Origin of the sequence: Aeromonas sp. s5, from assembly GCF_040907865.1 — a bacterium.
Lineage (GTDB): Bacteria > Pseudomonadota > Gammaproteobacteria > Enterobacterales > Aeromonadaceae > Aeromonas > Aeromonas dhakensis.
Window position 1 is genome coordinate 723,089 of record NZ_JBFOCO010000033.1, and the last position, 16,938, is coordinate 740,026.

Here is a 16,938-nt window from a genome sequence, read left to right on the forward strand (position 1 = left end):
TGCAATACTGTATATCCATACATATACTTGTATTCACCATCAGAAGGAGGACGCCACTATGGCCGTTGAGATCAAATATGTTGTGGTTCGTGGGGGAGTGGAGAAGATGACCTTTACCAGCAAGAAAGAGGCTGACGCCTATGACAAGCTGCTGGACACTGCCGATGAGTTGATGACGTTGCTGGCCGCGGCTCCCATTGCACTCGCGCCGGAACAGCAGGAGAGCCTGGCCTTCTATCTGGCCGAACAGCGGGACGCACTGCAGAGCGTATTGCGTGGTGGAAAGGGGCAGGGGAGCAACAAGACAGAGAGCCAGGAAACCCAGAGTGAAGCAACCGACCCCAAAGGCAAGTCACTCAAGCGGGTTGCGTAGCAAGGCGTCTGGATAACAGGGTGAGGAAGGACAGGGAAAAGGGGCGAGCCATCACGGCCAAACACTTTCTTATTCAAAAAGATAGAATTAACAGTCAACTTTCAGGCTATTTACCCCGAGAATTTTCTGACAAGAGTGCATATTCATTGAATGGGATAAGAATGTGTTCGCAGTGATTCCACGTGGTGACTGCATCCATGTTTCCTGACCATGTTCCCACCACCGATGATGCCGATAACCCCATTTATCGGCATTACCCTTGAGCAGGCCGCAAGCCAGAACCATTTCAAGCAAGACCATGACCACAACCATACTTCCACCCGCCATGCCGCTGTTCGATGGCTTGGCATACCTGGAGGCGGGCAACCCCCAGGTCAATCAGTACCTGGCCAACCTCAGCCTCACCGACGTACCCGATGCCGGGATCGTCTACGAACTCGCCGTCGACTGGCTGCTGGAGCAGCGCAACAACGAGAATAACTACAAGACCTATCGCAGTGAGCTGACCACGTTCTTGCACTGGTGCTTTGGCGAGATGCGCATCAGCCCAAAGGATCTGACCCGGCGCATCATGATGCGCTACCTCGATTATTGCCAGTCACCGCCAGCAGCACTGATTGCCTATCGCAATGTGGCGCAGTTCGTGCTCGACAAGGAGTGGGGAGAGCGCCTGCCCAATCCCCAGTGGCGACCCTTCCTTGGCAAACGGGAGCTGGGCCGTGAACTGCCGTACCGACTCAGTGAACAGGCCATGAAGACCAAGCTCGCCATTCTGTCGGCCTTTTTCCAGTTTTTGATCCAGGAAGAGTACATGGACCGCAACCCGGCGCTTCTGCTGCAACGGGTGAAGCGCACCGTCCAGCAGGAGCCGGATGATCAGGGCCAGGCCTTCAGCGAGCTGCAGTGGTCCTATGTGATGCAGGCGGCCGATCGGCTGGCCACCGAGTCACCGGAGCAGCACGAGCGCAGCCGCTTTCTGATCAGCCTGATGTATGCCTGCTACCTGCGTATCTCCGAGGTGGCGGCAAGGCCGGGTTTTACCCCCGTCATGGGGCAGTTTCGCCGCGATGGGAAAACCGGCGTCTGGGGTTATTACATTCCCCGCAGCAAGGGTGGCAAGCGCCGCACCGTGGCGGTCTCCCATGCCTTGCTGGAGGCCCTCAAACGCTACCGGACCTTTCTCGGTCTCTCGCCACTGCCGGTACCCGATGAACAGACGCCACTGTTTGTGCGTCACAAGGCCGCAGCCCACGGCCGTGAACAAGGTGAGCTCAATGCCAATCTCGGCATCCGTCAGCTGCGCGAGCTGGTGATGGCCGTCATTCAGACGGCCGCCACGCAGGCAGAACAAGATGGCTTTGCCCAGGATGCCGCAGAGATGCGCAACCTGACACCGCACTCCATTCGTCATACTGGTATCACTCACGACATCAATCTCAACGGCCGGCCCTTGTCCCATGTGCAAGCCGATGCCGGCCACGACAGCATAGATACCACCTCCAAATACCTGCACACCGGCAACAGCGAACGTCACGAGAGTGCCAATCACAAGCCACTGGATCGGCTACATGATTAAGTTCAACAGTGAGAGATAACAGAAAGAAAAAGATTCGTTCATGGCAAACCAATCCAGTGCTGTTGAACCAATCCAGGACACTCAATTGCTCCATGCCGAGAACCGCGCATAATGCCGTGTTTAGTTAAATGCCCATCTGAAACCTGCCGATAAGCCAACCCACGCAATTTTGCTGGTTTATCAGGTATTTACTTGGATGGAACGAGAGTTGACCAAAAACTTCATTTTTCGTTGGTTTGAGTGCGGTTTATCGAAAGAGGAGACGGCAAATCTATGTTTCGTTTCTGTGAGACAGGTCACATATTGGGATAAGGGTACAGAGATCCCTCCTGTTTATAAACGGCTTATGCGGATGGCATCAGGGCGGGAGCTGCCCACGATTTTCAAAGCCTGGGAGGGGTGGCGAATGGCGAACGATTGCCTGATCTCCCCAACCGGCGTGAGGTTCGATAGACGAAGGATTGAAGCCCTGGCCATCATCCAGGTAGAGCGGTCAGAGAAGCAGAAAGAGGCGTTCTACTGGAGGAAGAAACTAGGCATCAACTAACGGAAGGGGGCGAAAGCCCCCTTTATGCAGACATTGGCCCATAGAGGATATCAAAGACAAGGATCACCAGAGGTCCAGCACACTTCCTAAAATGAGCAATATGACAATTAACCACGGCTTGCTCAGTTGAATCGGTTAACCGCATCCAGAGAGGTTCCCTTCGTTTACTCAAAACGAAATCATGTAAACGCTGAAGCGAGCGCTCATAACCGTAAAAATTCGCATTACATGTAAGCGAAGTAAAGGACGGGTCATAGGAGGCAAGCGCAATTGCTAGGGGCTCAAAGGATGCCTCACCTATTGGGCCGACACCATTGTACGAAATCTCGATCATCACGCTCATCAACAAGCAACCTTTGAAGCTCAAAAAATCAGTATAGTTCTCGTTCGAACCTTTTCAATGTTGATAAACATCAAAAGCTGATTGAAGCTTCAGCCATCATCCAGGCAGAATTGTCGGAAAAGCAGAGAGAGACGTTCTACTGGTGGCAATAATTGGAAACCGTTAACAAAAGAGGGCAATCTACCCCCTACTCATAAAGGTTATCCAGATGACATGCTTTGCAACAGTGGGCACAACCATTGGTTTTTAGATAAATTCTTTTCGCTGCAGCTACTGCACCAGAACAAGACGGAAAATCACCAAGGAAATGACGATTCTCTGGCCAAGGAAGATTCCTACAGTTAGTCGCATGAACTTCGTGATCACCGTTCGGTTGAGCCCTCTTGTTTACAAGATATGATGGCACCTTCACCTCCTATCTGCTTGTGTGCCTCTGAAGATTATCAACCACAGCATAGTTTGTTCAGAAAACTCTCGCCGGTATATCAACTCTTGGCCTTCTAGGTCACCTGGATATACTTGTAAAGCAAAGATTGTAAATGCAAGATCCAGCCACACATGCATCGTAAGACCGTGGAGCTAAAATGGAGCCTAACCAGGTTCATGGCCAGCACACCGCCATCATTTCCGGACAAATTATCAAAAGCAAACTGATTGGAGCCTTCAACACGGAAGGATGTAGTCATTGGGTAAGCAGTGTCAAAGCCCTCATTGAGAGGCTTGAAGGAAAGCCCTTTTGCTTGTTAATAGACACCAGAGACTACAAGGGAGGGACTGATGAAGCCCTCGCTATCGCCAATGACTTTAACGGCTGGCTCAACAATCAAAGACTTGTCGCAAAAGCCCATGTCATCACCTCCCAAGTCCTGCACAACATCGCAATGCAGCGTGTACCTCAGCTAAAGCACCAACATGTGCAGACTTTCAAGAACACCGAGGATGCCATGACCTGGCTAACTGAACAGTTAGAGCAGGCCAATAAGTAGCAACGTGAATTCCCCCCGTATTACTACACGGGGGGCAAACCGACTGGTGCTGTGAGTGCAGCTTGTCTTCGACAGGAGGCATAGAAAGGCGCTGGACGTGCCCCATAGCCTTCGGCTGGGCACTCTAGCGGGGCAGTAAAGACGGTTTAGCAGGGAAGGGGGAGGCACAGCCTCACAGGAGCATTCCAAAGAAGTTTCGGCGAGCCTACCACCTTCCCGACAATGGGCCTCAGTGTGTCGCCTTATAGGGGCTCACGCCCCTGGGGTTCAGTGGCCGACCTGAAGAAAGGCGGCCACCGGCAGGAGAGGGGAGTTATGACCGGTCATCAGTATTTGCTGGCTTGTTACTGCCACCCGCAAAGAGGGTGGCATTGTATTTCCGGCGCAGAGCGTCCCCCTCGGGGTCACAGTACACGTCCACAGGCTGCCCCTGGTACTTTACTACCGCATGGCATGCACTCATGGGATCCACCCTGGCGAGTTCCTCCGGCCAATCGTCCCTGTCGAGCGGCTGCACGTCATCGCCCTTGCGCAGCGAGAAGCAATACTCGACCCGATACTCGCCCAGGTGATCCTTTATCAGGACGTGACAGCTGATAATGAGCTGATGGCCGGCAAACGGCCCTACAGCAAGGACGCCAGCAGCAGACGCAGCAGGAGCGCCACCAGGACGTACATCAGCAACGGGCGAAGCACCCACCGCCCCAGCAGCCGGAACAGCGGCAGAAGCGGTTTCATCGGCCTTAGCAGGAGCATCAATATATTCAGGCTTGATGAAGCCAAAGAATACGCAGAGTCCCCAAATCGCCAGAATAAACAGAATTTTAGGGTCTCGAAATATCGAGCTGCCCGCGATTGTATCCGAGACCTTACCGGTTGTAGTCGAGTCATAAAGCTTGAAAACATACTTGGGCACCTTATTAAATGGCTTGGCTTGCAGTACGTCATTCATGGACGTACCGGAGTTATCAGAGAGGTGAAGCACCGTCTTATATCGACCACCAATCCCCAATATCGCCATATTGGTATGACGAATGGCCGTTTCGGCAGCTGCCCGGATTACCTGGTGCACCTTTTTGATGTTCGGGGTCGTAAATACAAAGTCCCAGTTATGATGACGGTGCATATCAAAGGCCACATCAATCGTCTCTGGCCGGCCATTGGCTTTGGCCACATCCGGCCCGCCAGGATAATCGAGCCGGTCTAAATCACTCTGTCGCCAGGAAGGCGGGAATATTCTTTGCACTTCATCGACCAGGAAGAACACCCCTTTGGGCGCCCAGTGATAAAAGCGGGCGAGGTGATCACGTCCTTCCTGGGATTCTGTCTCGATATAGGTGACCTGGAACTCGTCAGGCACTTCCTTGCCCAATACTTCTTTGCACCGTTCCGCGGTAAAGCCACGCACGTTGGTGACGATATGGCGACCCGCCTTGATGGCCGGTATCACATCGGTATGAATGGCCCCTGACGACTTATAGGAGCCTGGTGCGCCGTGGTGGATCTTGATAGACATGGCTTACCACCCCAACATGTTCAGTAAAAAGCGGGTCACAAAGGCTTGCGTCAATATCGACAGCCCTTTATCAACGTGCAAATAGAGCAAGATCCCCCTCATTTGAGAGGGCAGGTTATTAAAGGAGGCGGAGATCAGGTCGCTGAATTGCAGGTTAATCAGTATCTGCTTGGCAACGTCCCAGGAAAAAGTGAGCAGGAATATTTTGAACTCGACCCACTGAATAGCCAATTTAACTGTTATCCAGGCTGCAAACTGCACCGCCAGTTGATATATATCGTTGAAAAATCCGTTAAAGAAATCACTCATCCATTCCATATATCACCTCTTAGCCACAATCATCAGCGCCAGAAAATAGAAGATGAACATCATGATGGCCGCTATCATTTCCCAATATCCCTCGACCTCGGGGCAGACGGAATAAGAGCGACCAAACATCGAGAACATATCAAAACACTTGGGCACCGCCGCCGACCCGCTCAGGCTATACCGGAACATATCGACCATATCTTCTTTAATACCGTTATGGGTATTCTTGAGTTGTTCCTTATGTTCCTGGAACTGCTTATTAATGGTTTCCAGGTCAAAGAAACAGTGCGCACCACCTTTACAGAGCTGGGATGTATATTCAGACCCTGTTACATGCAGCGGATTTTCTGCAGAGCCAGGCATTTGTGAGTAATCAATGCCTGGGCCATTATTGCCATTACCATTGCTGCCGTTACCTGTGCCGCCGGTGCCATCACCACCATTTGCACCGCCATTTTGCAGGGCCTCAGCAATGGCCTTAATATTGCGGTTCATTTCAATGCTATTATTTCGCATATCTTGCATGGTGTAGGAATAAAGGTTGTGCATGTCGCTGGCGGATTCATGCACTCGGCCTTTCATCGACTCGATATCATACTGCATTGTCCGCATAAGCCCATACATGGTGTTACCACCATAATTCTGAGCAAAATCAGGCCCAAAGAAATTATCCCGCAACTCTTTCAAAACACGATACTCACCCGTGCTTTGACCAAAGCCGTCTTGCGGATTAATCATGGCATTCTTTAATCCAAGGAACTCGTCATAGAACTTATGACCTAACGCCGTCTGCTCCCGAATACTGTTCTCCATGCCAACCTGACCATTATTAGTGGCCTTCATATAACGAAGAACATCTACCATTTTGCCATCAATATTTTGAGCTGATCGACTCGCACCCGCAGAGCTCGACATCAAGCTAGTAAAACCCGTTATCAAGGTATTATTCACCTGACGCAAGGCGTCCGTGGTCATTTCCTGCTTATCACCACCGACACGAATCCCGTTGGGCGGCAGATTGGGAATTACATCGCCATTATTGCCGTTATTGCCATTGCTACCGTTACCATCGCCATCCGAGCCGCCATCCCCATCGGATCCACCGCCCACCGAGCACTCCTGGCCGGTACTCTCAATCGGCCCCATGGTGCCGGCATCTGGGAACTGCAGGCAGATACCTGGACACCCAACAAAGCAGCCTCCCTGGGAGGAACTTTCCCATTTCACGCAGAACGGCAGCACAGTAGAAATCGGCACGTTAGACAGGCGGAGCCCGACAGGACAACCCGCCGAAGCCCCCAGCGGAAACAGCAATAAAAGCCAAGCAATGCGCACAGTACCCCCAATAAAAAAGGCGACCGGAGCCGCCTTTGTGTCATATCGAAAACGATGACCTGTAGCCTTCAACAAAGAACAGGAACCACAGCGTTCCGATGAGCAAAGACATGCTTAGGCTTTGCGCATCAGGCTGATCAGGATGCCCACGCCCACACAGGTGGCCACAACCAGCATGACCTTGGGAGAGGTTGCGGTCACGTCCGACTGGGTGGCGTCCAGGGCCTTGGCAGCGGCATCAGCAGCGGCTGTACCTTCGGCAAAGGCCGCACCGGTAGACAGGGAGCACACAGCAGCGATACAGCCATTACGGAAATAGTTTTTCATACTCGTTTATCCTCTTTTTGCACTTACGATGACACGGGCAATTGCGCCCAGTTTGAGGCCAGTGATCCAGATTAATAATCCGAAGCCAAAGGCCATCGACACAGTGGATACATCAAATTCAAACCAGCTCGATATATCCGTTAATTTGGCGTGCTCCTGGACAGTCAAGAGCACGTAATTACACGAATCCCCCTCAGCTAAGCGGGCATATCCTTCAGAGGTAATATCTAGACAAAGCATTATCGCGCCCTCGTCGTCGCTCGCTGCGCGCTCTCGCTCCTCCTCCTCGCGGCGCGGTGGTTATACCGGCTGCTTTTTGGTGGGTTGGAAGCCAACAACCACGTTGCGGGTCGGATTCTGGGGATCCGCTTCCAGGACAAGATCCACTGCCACCAATTTCGGGCAGTCGGCCAGCTCTTTAATAGTGGCCGCATCGTTACGCAAGGCTAATTGGCGCACTTCATAGCCCCAGGAGGTGATATTGCACTCGGGCTTGTTCACGTTATTAGCCACTGCCAGGTATTCCACCTGGGCAAAGTCATAGGGAACCGGCGAGCCAGATTTACGGGAGACGCCATAGCCGTGAGTAACGCGGGTAACCAAAATACCAGTCAGCAGAGACATATTATTTATCCTTTGAAGAACCATTGTTAGGTCGAAAATAATGGCAGTTCGTCCAGGTCAGGAGGAACTGGCATTCTTAACCGCGCAGGAATATCGGTTTCTTCCAGGTGCGCTGTTAATTGGTTAACAATCTTCTCAGGGGATAGCCCCTCGATGTTTGCTAACCAATTGACAAGGCGACCGGCCATTCTGGACATATTAAATACGGCGTTGTCCCTGGACGTTTTGAATTTATTCTTAAAGGTGGTCACACGTACCGGTGTTATTTCTTCCTGGCAAACCGCATCCAGCCATTTGGCAAATTGCGGATACATCCCCGCAAAATAAGGGTCAGGGTTTACCAGGACATCTAGCGGAATGACTCTATCCTTATTGTGTAATTCGCCTTCGGCGCGTACCCAGTTTGGGAACTCGGCCGATTGCATCTGTTTGCCTTTCTCATATATCCGCGCACACTTGCCGTTGATACGGCTGCCCACGTAGAAAGAGCAACCCTTGCTCGGCACCATGCCGAAACGCTTGGCGATGCCCTTGGCCACCTCGGTGATCACGAACTCGCCCGACTCAATCTTCATCCAGGAAGGCGCACGGCCACGCTGCGGGTGAAACTCGCCGGCTTCGGCGCCGGCTATCGCGCCCTGGTAAGTGATGTGTTTGCCGCTGTAGTCATCCAGGGCAAGGTCGACCCGAGTGATGCGCAGACCTGGCACGTGAGAGATAACGGAGTGCAAAGCCTGGAAATCGAGGGCCGCACAACCCACACCGGAAAAACTCACCATACAGCCATGGTTAGCCGCACCCCAACCAATCAGCCCGCAGGGCATCCCGTCACACAGCAGGTCAGCCGAGTTGGCGTAACCGTGCAGACCGGAGCGGCGAGGGCGCATGGTAAAGCGCGGCTCGGGGATAGGGACACCGATGCGGGTATTGAGTTCTTCCAGCCACAGCTCGATCTCGTTGCAGCAGAGGGCATCCAGGAACTGGACGCCGTAGCAGTCGATAAGGTCGTTATAGGCTTCCCAATACTTGGCACCCTCGACCACCTCGAACTGGGAGAACTTGAGCAGGTCAGCGCAGACGGCTTTGAGCTCCTGGCGCATGTCGGCGCGGGACTGGTAGCCGGAGTGCAGGGCACGTTCCATCATGTCGGTCATGGAAGGCGTCAGCACCGGGGCAGGGGCCTTGGCTATCCCCTTGAGACTCAACCGCTCAGTGGCCTTGTCAAAGACCCGAGCAGGGGCAGGGGAGACGGCAGGCTTCTGGCGCTCGGCTTTGTCATAGAGGCGCTCAGTCACCTTGTCGAAGCGGGTGAGGGGAGCGAACCCGACAGGGCGCTTCCACAGATAGCGCAGGCCCTCGACCGGCTGGGCGGCAAAGGCGGCCTGAATGGCCTTGCTCTGGGTCTCGAAGCGCGGGATGGCCTTGAGCAAAGCGCCTTGCTTGGCCAGCTCGGTCATCTGGCGCAGTTCGGTTGGCGCCCAGGTAAACGACAGATAGTCGATCAGGGTTTTGTTGCCGATAACGCTATTTATCGGCATCACGGCGCTATGACCAGTCATCGAAAAACACTCCCTGGTCATAGAAGCCTTGCCATGTGTCCTCGGTCACCTCGACCAGCTCAAAGGCGGTGTCGGGGTACGTCATGGACAGATAGACCCGCATCTCGTGCAGGTCGCGGAACATCTCGACCTGACCGGCCACACAAGCGGAGACATCGCCGGTGGGCTCTGCTTGCCAGTAGACCTTGCGCTCGGTGAGCGCGGGCAGATCCTGGTTTTGTGGGCTACAGTAGGTCATGGCTCATGCAATCAAATGGTTGGTTGATTGCATTCAACCATGTGATCAGTTGAATTGAAACAAGGTGCTTTTCGTCAAAATCGGTATGATGGTTCCATTGTCGAACTACTCAGGAGACAGAAACATGGACTCGAAAACGCTCATTCAGGCCTACATGAGGGCCAAAAAGTACAGCCAGTTTCAGGAAGTCGCCGCAGACCTGGGATTTACAACGTCCTACATCTCAGCCGTGAACAAAGGTAAGTCGCAACTCACTGATGCCACTGCAAAAAAGCTGGCTGAGGAAATTGGCCTGGATGCTAAAGAAGTGCTGTTAAGTCTGGCTGCTGCCAGAGAGACGGATCCCGAGTTGAAACGAGCTTGGTACGACATCCTGGCGAAGTACACCAAAGGAGCCGGCACGGCTGTAGCCCTTGCGGCAGCGGTGTTTCTGGCCCCTAGCCACGGGCATGACCTAACCGCGCATAATGTATATTATGTTAAATATGGTATCTTGTTTCCTGTTACCACTTATTGAACTGTGTATAATGGCAACAATTGATCCTATCTCCGACCGGATGTCTTAAGTGGCTGAATTAACATCAGAACAATTAAAACCTGCTTTTGCGATTGAACAGTTTCCTGCCCTCAGCGAGCTCGAACCCATTCCGTTTGCCGCGCTGCAACCCAGGGCCATCTCCGGCATCAAGCGTCTCGCCAGTTTTGATGGCGACTGCCCGGTCATGCTGCTCAACGGTTTCCCCGGGGTCGACTATGAAGATGTCTGCCAGACGCTGATCGCCGCCTCTAATGGCAAGGATGGCGACCTGTTCGATCTCTGCTACACCGAAAACCTGAACAATCCGTTCAAACCCATCTGGCTGCGCCTGCAACCCGGTACCGGCATCGAGTTTTGTGAAATGGTCGGTGAACTGCTCAAGCTGATGAGCCACCATCTGGATGCCGAGCGTCTGGTCACCCGCATCATGCGCAAGCAGAACAATGATCCAAAGATCGATGACTTCCTCTCCGATCTGGCCGCCCATGTGGCACAGGGGCTCGAATTTCAGCACCCGGTCCTCATCAACCTGCTGATCCATCATGAGGAGCAGGAAGCCCCCGTGGTGTATGGCCGCGATCTCAACTGGGACACCCTGTTCGGCTCCATCAACTACCAGACCGAGCAAGGTTCCGTCTATGCCAACCAGCACCTGCTGGAACCTGGTCTGCTGCGTCAGGCCAACGGTGGCTACCTGATCCTGCAGCTGGATGAGTTGCTGGATCAGCCCCATCTCTGGTTCAAGCTCAAGAACGCGATGCAAAAAGGCGAGCTGGACTGGAACGCCTATCAGGAAGGCAAGACCCTCACCCCCTTCTTTACGCCGGAAGCCACCCCCATCAAGCTCAAGCTGATCCTGGTCGGTGACCGGCTCGATGTGGCCGAGTTCCAGATGCTGGACAGAGACATGTCGGAGCGCATCTTCCTGCGCGCGGACTTGGTCTCCGAGGTGAACATCGAAGAGGAGCTGCCTGACTATCTGCAATATCTGGCCTGGCTGCGCGAGCGCTGGAACCTGCTGGACTTCACGCCGGCCGCCCTCGCCGCCCTCTGCCGCCATGCCAGCCGGCTCTGTGATCATCAGGAGTGGCTCTCGCTCTCCGAGGTGCAGCTCTCAGCCATCATGCGCATGGCCGACAGCCTGGCACGTGAGCTGGAAGCGGACGTCGTCACCGACGAGCACATCCGCGGAGCACTGGAAGAGCAGGATTATCGGCTCAACTACCTGGTCGAGCAGTCCGATCAGGGGGTCATCGACGGCCAGATCCTGCTGCAGACCGATGGTGAGGAAGTGGGTCAGATCAACGGTCTCTCCGTCATTCAGGTCTCAGGGCACCCCTATGATTTCGGCGAGCCGGTGCGCCTCACCGCCACCGTGCATCTGGGGGATGGTGATGTGGCGGACATCGAGCGCAAGGCGGAGCTGGCAGGTCATATCCACGCCAAGGCGATGATGATCATTCACGGTTATCTCTCCAACAAATTTGGTGCCGAGAATCCCTCCCCGCTGTCGGCCAACCTGGTGTTCGAACAGTCCTACCATGAAATCGATGGTGACAGCGCGTCTCTGACCGGTCTGTGCGCCCTGCTCTCCGCCCTCGCCCGCCAGCCTATCTACCAGCACTTTGCGGTTACCGGCGCGGTCGACCAGTTTGGCAACGTGCAGGCCGTCGGCGGCGTCAACGAGAAGATCGAGGGCTTCTTCCGGGTGTGCAAGATCCACGGCCTCACCGGCAAACAGGGGATCCTGCTGCCCGGTACCAACGCCCAGCAGCTCAACCTCTCTGATGAAGTGATCGCGGCAGTAGAGGCCGGCCAGTTCCATATCCACCCGGTGGACCATGTGGAAGAGGCTATCGAGCTGCTGACTGGTTGTGTTGCAGGTGAGCCGGACATGCCGGATACCCTGTTTGGCCGCATCCAGCAGCGCCTGGATGAGCTCAACGGCACCGAGGCCGTCAAGGGGGGCGTGCTGCGCCGCCTGTTTGGCAGGCTGTTCGGGGTATAAACGAAGTGATCGGAGTTGTTTAGCGAACATCTGTACGCTAAATTGGCCCGGCTTTGACCCATTTTAAGGATAACCAGCGTGACCGTAGACAATTCCACCATTGATGCCCGCCTTTCCCTGTGTGAACAAGGCAAAGACTCGTTTACCCGTGAAGAGCTGCTCGCCTGCAGCCGTGGCGAGCTGTTTGGTGAGGGCAACAGCCAGCTGCCCGCCCCCAACATGTTGATGATGGATCGCATCGTCAAGATCAATGACCATGGTGGTGAGCACGGTAAAGGTGAGATCCTGGCAGAACTCGACATCACGCCGGATCTCTGGTTCTTCGATTGCCACTTCCCGGGTGATCCCGTCATGCCTGGCTGTCTCGGTCTGGATGCCATGTGGCAGCTGGTTGGTTTTTTCCTCGGCTGGAAAGGTGGCCCAGGCAAGGGTCGTGCGCTGGGGGTTGGCGAGGTGAAATTCACCGGTCAGATCCTGCCGACTGCCAAGAAAGTAACCTACAAGATTACCTTCAAGCGCGTCATCAATCGCAAGTTGGTGATGGGAATTGCCGATGGCGTGGTGGAAGTGGATGGTCGCCCCATCTACAGCGCCACCGACCTGAAAGTGGGCCTGTTCAAGGACACCACCGCATTCTGATGAGCTGACTGGCCACCTGGTCAGACCGCACAACGTAAAGGGGCCGCCATGGCCCCTTTCCTTTTTGCAATGTGTGATGAAGTACCGACTACTTCATGAAGAGGCCTGAGCCCCGCCCTTCCATGGCATCACGCCAACCACCAAGCCAGTGCCCACGTGCATCCAGGCATTGATACGGACACGCTTCTTTCTGTTTGCCGACCACGCCAGCCTGATAACCACGAGCACGAGCTCTTTCCAGACGGTCCCGTTTTTGTCTCTTCATCATCTACGACCCTCTTCCGTGGAACAAAAAAAGCGACCAATTTTTCATTGGTCGCTTTCATCTTTACCCCAGGGGGTTGGCAGGGTCAAACAAAAAATTTCATGCTATCCGCTCATTGTGACACAAGACACTGAACCGCATTAATTTTTAGTGACACAACTTTTTAGCGCTGGAAACGGCGCAGCCAGGCGAATGGCAGGGCCAGCAGAGTCAACCAGAACAGGCTGCCACCACCGCTGCCGCCATCCTGACCGGTCTGGTTGTTGACCGGTGCGTTGGCGACCACATAACCGGCCGGATCGTTGTTCTTGTAGTCGGTCACGACCGGTGCCAGCTTGACGCTGACCACGGTAGCGTTGGTGCGGTTGTTCAGATCGCTTTCGCTGTTGTAGCGATAGGCGGTCGCGGCCACAGTCCCATTCTCGCTGATGCCGCTGGCATAGGCGATGTGGTAGTAGTAACCGTTTTGGGCACACTGTTTGGCACCCGCATCATCCAGACCGCAGATGAGATCGTTCAGGTACCAGTTGTTGCCGGTCGCCGCGTTGAGCAGGAAGCCTTCCTGCATGCGGTTGGTGCCGTTGACCACGGGTTGGGTCTGATGACGGGAATCACGCCAGCCAACCACCATGTTGTGGTTGTTGATGGCGGCCGCTTCCGAGCCGGAGCCGCTGAGCGGCTTGTCCTGCAGGGAAACCACGGCGTTGGTGGTCGGCGTGTTCAGGTTGAACACGAACATCTCGACCGGGCGGTTCTGGCCCTTGTTGATGCGATAGAGCTGGTTGCCGACCACATAACCGTTGTCGTTGACCCCCACGGCCCAGCTGTGTTGCAGCTTGGCGTCATCTTTACCGGGCTCGCCTTCTGCCAGCGGGATGATCTGGGTGGTGCCCACCTTGCTGCCATCCAGATCCAGTGTCCAGTAGGCGGCCAGGTTGCGGCCATCCAGGTAGTTGGTGCCGATCTCGCCGGTGGAGGAGTACCCTACCCCATACAGCGTGCCGTTGAATTTGCCCACGCCGAGCGCGGAAGCGGTCTGTACCACTTCGTTGCGGCCCCGGGCATACTCGTTGGCCTGCAGCAACTTGTTGAAGGTACCGGTACTGTTGACCAGCCAGAAGCTCGCCTGGGTGTTGAGGCCCGGGCAGTAGCGGTAGTCACCGTACTGGCCGTCGTTACCGGCAAAGCACCAGTTGTAGGTTTCGGAGTTGACGGCGATGTTCTTGCCGGTGGCAGCGGTACCGGTCACCAGATACTGGCCGTTGTCCAGCTTCTTGATGCTGGTCGGCACACTCAGGCTGTGAGTACCGGCGCCATCTTTCAGCTCGACGGGGTTGCCCTCCTCAACCACGGCAAAGGCGGTACGCACCTTGCCACTCATCTTGTAGCCCGCCCGGGTGCCGGGTACATCACCCAGCGCGGTCACCAGGCCGTCGGTCTCGCCCAACTGCACATAGCCTACGTTGTTGCGCTGATCGACACCGTCGAGGAAGTCACGACGCCACTGGTAGGCGAAGTTGCTGTTGTCGTTCCAGAAGGAGTTGCAGACCGAGTTGGAGAGCATGCAACCCTGCTCGAAGCGGAAGCGGTCAACCAGGAAGTCGGCGAAACGCACGGTCGAGAAGTGTTCGGCCATGTTGTTCTTGGTGTTGATCCCTATGAGCCCGTTGCCGTCGCCGCTGATCCCGCTGGCGTAACCCTTGTCGGACGCATCGACAATGGTGAAAAAGGGACTTTGTGCCGCCTGGGCGTTCAGGCTGGCGCTGACCAGAATGGCCAGCATGGATAATTGCTTTTTCATCTACTTCCTTAGTCCTGATGTTTCAACGCTTCCAACTCCTCCCAGCGGGAGAAGGCTTGTTCCAATGCCGCCTCTGCGGCATTCAGGGCATCCAGTTTGGTCTGGGTTTGCTCCGCAGGCAGGGAGAAGAAACCGGGGTGGTTGATCTCCGTCTGCAGGGCATCCAGCTCCGCCTCCAGCTGTTCCAGCCGGGCTGGCAGATTATCCAGCTCCAGCTGCAACTTGTAAGAGAGTTTCTTCTGTTTTGCCGCGACCGTCGCCTGCGTCACGACAGGCTCTGGCGCCTTGCTCTGGGGCTGCTTCGCCGCCGGCTGTGCGGCCAGCTGAGACTGCTGCTGGGCACGGGTGGCCATCATGTCGGCATAGCCCCCCACATAATCACTGATCCGCCCATCCCCTTCAAACAACCAGCAACCGGTCACGGTATTGTCGATGAAACGACGATCGTGGCTCACCAGCAGCAGGGTACCGGGATAGTCCGCCAGCAGCTCTTCCAGCAGTTCCAGCGTTTCGACATCCAGGTCGTTGGTTGGTTCATCGAGGATCAGTAAATTACTGGGCTTCAAGAACAATTTGGCCAACAGTAAACGGTTTTTTTCGCCCCCTGACAAGGCTTTCACCGGGGTGCGTGCCCGTTTTGGCTCAAACAGGAAGTCCTGCAGGTAGCCGAGGATGTGACGGGAGCGGCCGCGCACCATCACCTCCTGCTTGCCTTCGCCCACGTTGTCCACCACCGTCTTCTCGGGGTCGAGCTGTTCGCGGTACTGATCGAAGTAGGCCACTTCCAGGTTGGTGCCCTGCCGCACCGAGCCGCGGGTTGCCTCGAGCTGGCCGAGCAGCAGCTTGATCAGGGTCGACTTGCCACAGCCGTTGGGGCCGACCAGCGCAATCTTGTCGCCACGCAACACCTGCAGATCCAGCCCCTGAAACAGGGTGCGATCGCCAAAGTCGAGACCCAAGCCTTCACTTTCAAATACCAGCTTGCCGGAGCGGCCCGCTTCGTCCAGTTGCAGCTTGGCCTTGCCCTGCAGCTCACGGCGCTGGGTCCGCTCCATGCGCATCGCCTTGAGGGCACGCACTCGTCCCTCGTTGCGGGTACGGCGGGCCTTGATCCCCTGGCGCACCCACACCTCTTCCTGGGCCAGCTTGCGATCGAACTCGGCATTTTTCAGCTCCTCGACCCGCAGCCACTCCTCCTTGCCCTGCAGGTACTCGTCGTAATTGCCGGGCCAGGAGGTGATCACGCCGCGATCCAAGTCGATGATCCTGGTCGCCAGCTTGTGGATGAACTCCCGGTCGTGGGAGATGAAGACGATGGCACCGCGAAAATCCTTGAGAAACTCTTCCAGCCAGTTGATGGCATCGATGTCCAGGTGGTTGGTCGGCTCGTCCAGCAGCAGCAGATCCGGATCGCAGGCCAGCGCGCGGGCCAGGGCCACCTTGCGCAGCCAGCCACCGGAGAGACTGTCGAGGGTCACGTCGGGATCCAGACCGAGCAGGGTCAGCACCTGGTTGATGCGGGTCTCGAACTGCCAGCCGTTCTGGTAGTCGAGCTGCTCCTGCAACTGGCTCATCTTGCGAATGTTGGCATCGGAGGCATCGTGTGCCAGCTCCATGGAGATATGGTGATACTGCTTGAGCAGCTCCCCTACCCCGGCCAGCCCTTCGGCGGCGTAGTCAAACACGGTGAGCTCGCTCGAGGCGGGGGGATCCTGCTCGAGGCGGGTCACTTTCAAGTCTTGCTGCAGTACCAGACGGCCGTCATCGAGCGGCAGTTCGCCGGCGATCACCTTCATCAGAGTGGACTTGCCCGCCCCGTTGCGCCCCACCAGACAGAGGCGCTCGCCCCGCTCGATGGTGAGCTCGGCCTGGTCGAGCAGCGGAAAATCACTGAACGACAGGGAAGCGCCGTGCAATGTCAAAAGAGCCATTCTTGTTCCTTCTTGCTAATGAA

17 protein-coding genes are annotated in these 16,938 nt (G+C 55.4%); 7 read left to right on the top strand and 10 right to left on the bottom strand.

Going from position 1 to position 16,938, the window contains the following annotated elements; all coding sequences use genetic code 11:
* The first annotated feature begins 58 nt into the window (after window positions 1-58).
* From AB5Y94_RS22595 to AB5Y94_RS22610, 4 genes are all read left to right on the top strand, one after another.
* Entirely contained in the window at window positions 59-373 is a 315-nt protein-coding gene (locus AB5Y94_RS22595) for a YebG family protein (RefSeq protein ID WP_024941798.1), read from the top strand.
* Between the two features lie 298 nt (window positions 374-671).
* Window positions 672-1,949 (top strand): site-specific integrase, encoded by a 1,278-nt coding sequence (locus tag AB5Y94_RS22600; RefSeq protein ID WP_124249446.1) that lies wholly within the window; start codon window positions 672-674, stop codon window positions 1,947-1,949.
* Window positions 1,950-2,301: 352 nt separating this feature from the next.
* Complete coding sequence (locus AB5Y94_RS22605) at window positions 2,302-2,496, top strand: DUF3653 domain-containing protein (protein ID WP_323944718.1); 195 nt, start codon at window positions 2,302-2,304, stop codon at window positions 2,494-2,496.
* Window positions 2,497-3,423: 927 nt separating this feature from the next.
* Entirely contained in the window at window positions 3,424-3,825 is a 402-nt protein-coding gene (locus tag AB5Y94_RS22610) for a hypothetical protein (protein WP_368206643.1), read from the top strand.
* Window positions 3,826-4,138: 313 nt separating this feature from the next.
* On the opposite strand, the gene AB5Y94_RS22615 is transcribed toward AB5Y94_RS22610, so the two are convergent.
* The 7 genes from AB5Y94_RS22615 to AB5Y94_RS22645 all read right to left on the bottom strand — a co-directional run bounded on the left by AB5Y94_RS22615 (window position 4,139) and on the right by AB5Y94_RS22645 (window position 9,733).
* On the bottom strand, window positions 4,139-5,341 hold the full coding sequence (locus AB5Y94_RS22615; protein WP_368206644.1) for a zonular occludens toxin family protein: 1,203 nt from the start codon (window positions 5,339-5,341) through the stop codon (window positions 4,139-4,141).
* A 3-nt stretch (window positions 5,342-5,344) separates the two neighbouring features.
* Window positions 5,345-5,659, bottom strand: coding sequence for a DUF2523 family protein (locus tag AB5Y94_RS22620; RefSeq protein WP_010634000.1), 315 nt, complete (start codon window positions 5,657-5,659; stop codon window positions 5,345-5,347).
* 3 nt (window positions 5,660-5,662) lie between these two features.
* Entirely contained in the window at window positions 5,663-7,060 is a 1,398-nt protein-coding gene (locus AB5Y94_RS22625; RefSeq protein WP_368206645.1) for a hypothetical protein, read from the bottom strand.
* A gap of 39 nt (window positions 7,061-7,099) precedes the next feature.
* A complete protein-coding gene (locus tag AB5Y94_RS22630; RefSeq protein WP_010634002.1) occupies window positions 7,100-7,312 on the bottom strand; it encodes a major coat protein in 213 nt (70 codons plus the stop codon).
* A gap of 300 nt (window positions 7,313-7,612) precedes the next feature.
* Window positions 7,613-7,936, bottom strand: a complete 324-nt coding sequence (locus AB5Y94_RS22635; protein WP_010634003.1) for a hypothetical protein — start codon at window positions 7,934-7,936, stop codon at window positions 7,613-7,615.
* Window positions 7,937-7,962: 26 nt separating this feature from the next.
* Complete coding sequence (locus tag AB5Y94_RS22640) at window positions 7,963-9,495, bottom strand: replication initiation factor domain-containing protein (protein ID WP_368206646.1); 1,533 nt, start codon at window positions 9,493-9,495, stop codon at window positions 7,963-7,965.
* Complete coding sequence (locus tag AB5Y94_RS22645) at window positions 9,482-9,733, bottom strand: hypothetical protein (RefSeq protein WP_017785335.1); 252 nt, start codon at window positions 9,731-9,733, stop codon at window positions 9,482-9,484. The genes AB5Y94_RS22640 and AB5Y94_RS22645 overlap by 14 nt, the downstream gene beginning before the upstream one ends.
* Window positions 9,734-9,857: 124 nt before the next feature.
* Here AB5Y94_RS22645 and AB5Y94_RS22650 point away from each other — a divergent pair, with 124 nt between their 5' ends.
* The 3 genes from AB5Y94_RS22650 (at window position 9,858) to fabA (ending at window position 12,918) form a co-directional block, all read left to right on the top strand.
* Window positions 9,858-10,250, top strand: coding sequence for a helix-turn-helix domain-containing protein (locus AB5Y94_RS22650; protein ID WP_279465323.1), 393 nt, complete (start codon window positions 9,858-9,860; stop codon window positions 10,248-10,250).
* A gap of 49 nt (window positions 10,251-10,299) precedes the next feature.
* On the top strand, window positions 10,300-12,279 hold the full coding sequence (locus AB5Y94_RS22655) for a Lon protease family protein (RefSeq protein WP_005300832.1): 1,980 nt from the start codon (window positions 10,300-10,302) through the stop codon (window positions 12,277-12,279).
* Window positions 12,280-12,357: 78 nt separating this feature from the next.
* The gene (gene fabA, locus AB5Y94_RS22660) at window positions 12,358-12,918 is read left to right on the top strand and encodes a 3-hydroxyacyl-[acyl-carrier-protein] dehydratase FabA (RefSeq protein WP_005300828.1); all 561 of its coding nucleotides are present in this window, start codon (window positions 12,358-12,360) and stop codon (window positions 12,916-12,918) included.
* A gap of 88 nt (window positions 12,919-13,006) precedes the next feature.
* Here the strand turns inward: fabA and rmf are convergent, their stop codons facing one another.
* The 3 genes from rmf to AB5Y94_RS22675 form a co-directional block, all read right to left on the bottom strand.
* On the bottom strand, window positions 13,007-13,183 hold the full coding sequence (gene rmf / locus AB5Y94_RS22665; protein ID WP_010674759.1) for a ribosome modulation factor: 177 nt from the start codon (window positions 13,181-13,183) through the stop codon (window positions 13,007-13,009).
* A 163-nt stretch (window positions 13,184-13,346) separates the two neighbouring features.
* Window positions 13,347-14,984, bottom strand: coding sequence for a DUF3466 family protein (locus tag AB5Y94_RS22670; protein ID WP_017788056.1), 1,638 nt, complete (start codon window positions 14,982-14,984; stop codon window positions 13,347-13,349).
* An 8-nt stretch (window positions 14,985-14,992) separates the two neighbouring features.
* Window positions 14,993-16,915, bottom strand: coding sequence for an ABC transporter ATP-binding protein (locus tag AB5Y94_RS22675; protein WP_117403747.1), 1,923 nt, complete (start codon window positions 16,913-16,915; stop codon window positions 14,993-14,995).
* Window positions 16,916-16,938 lie beyond the last annotated feature (23 nt).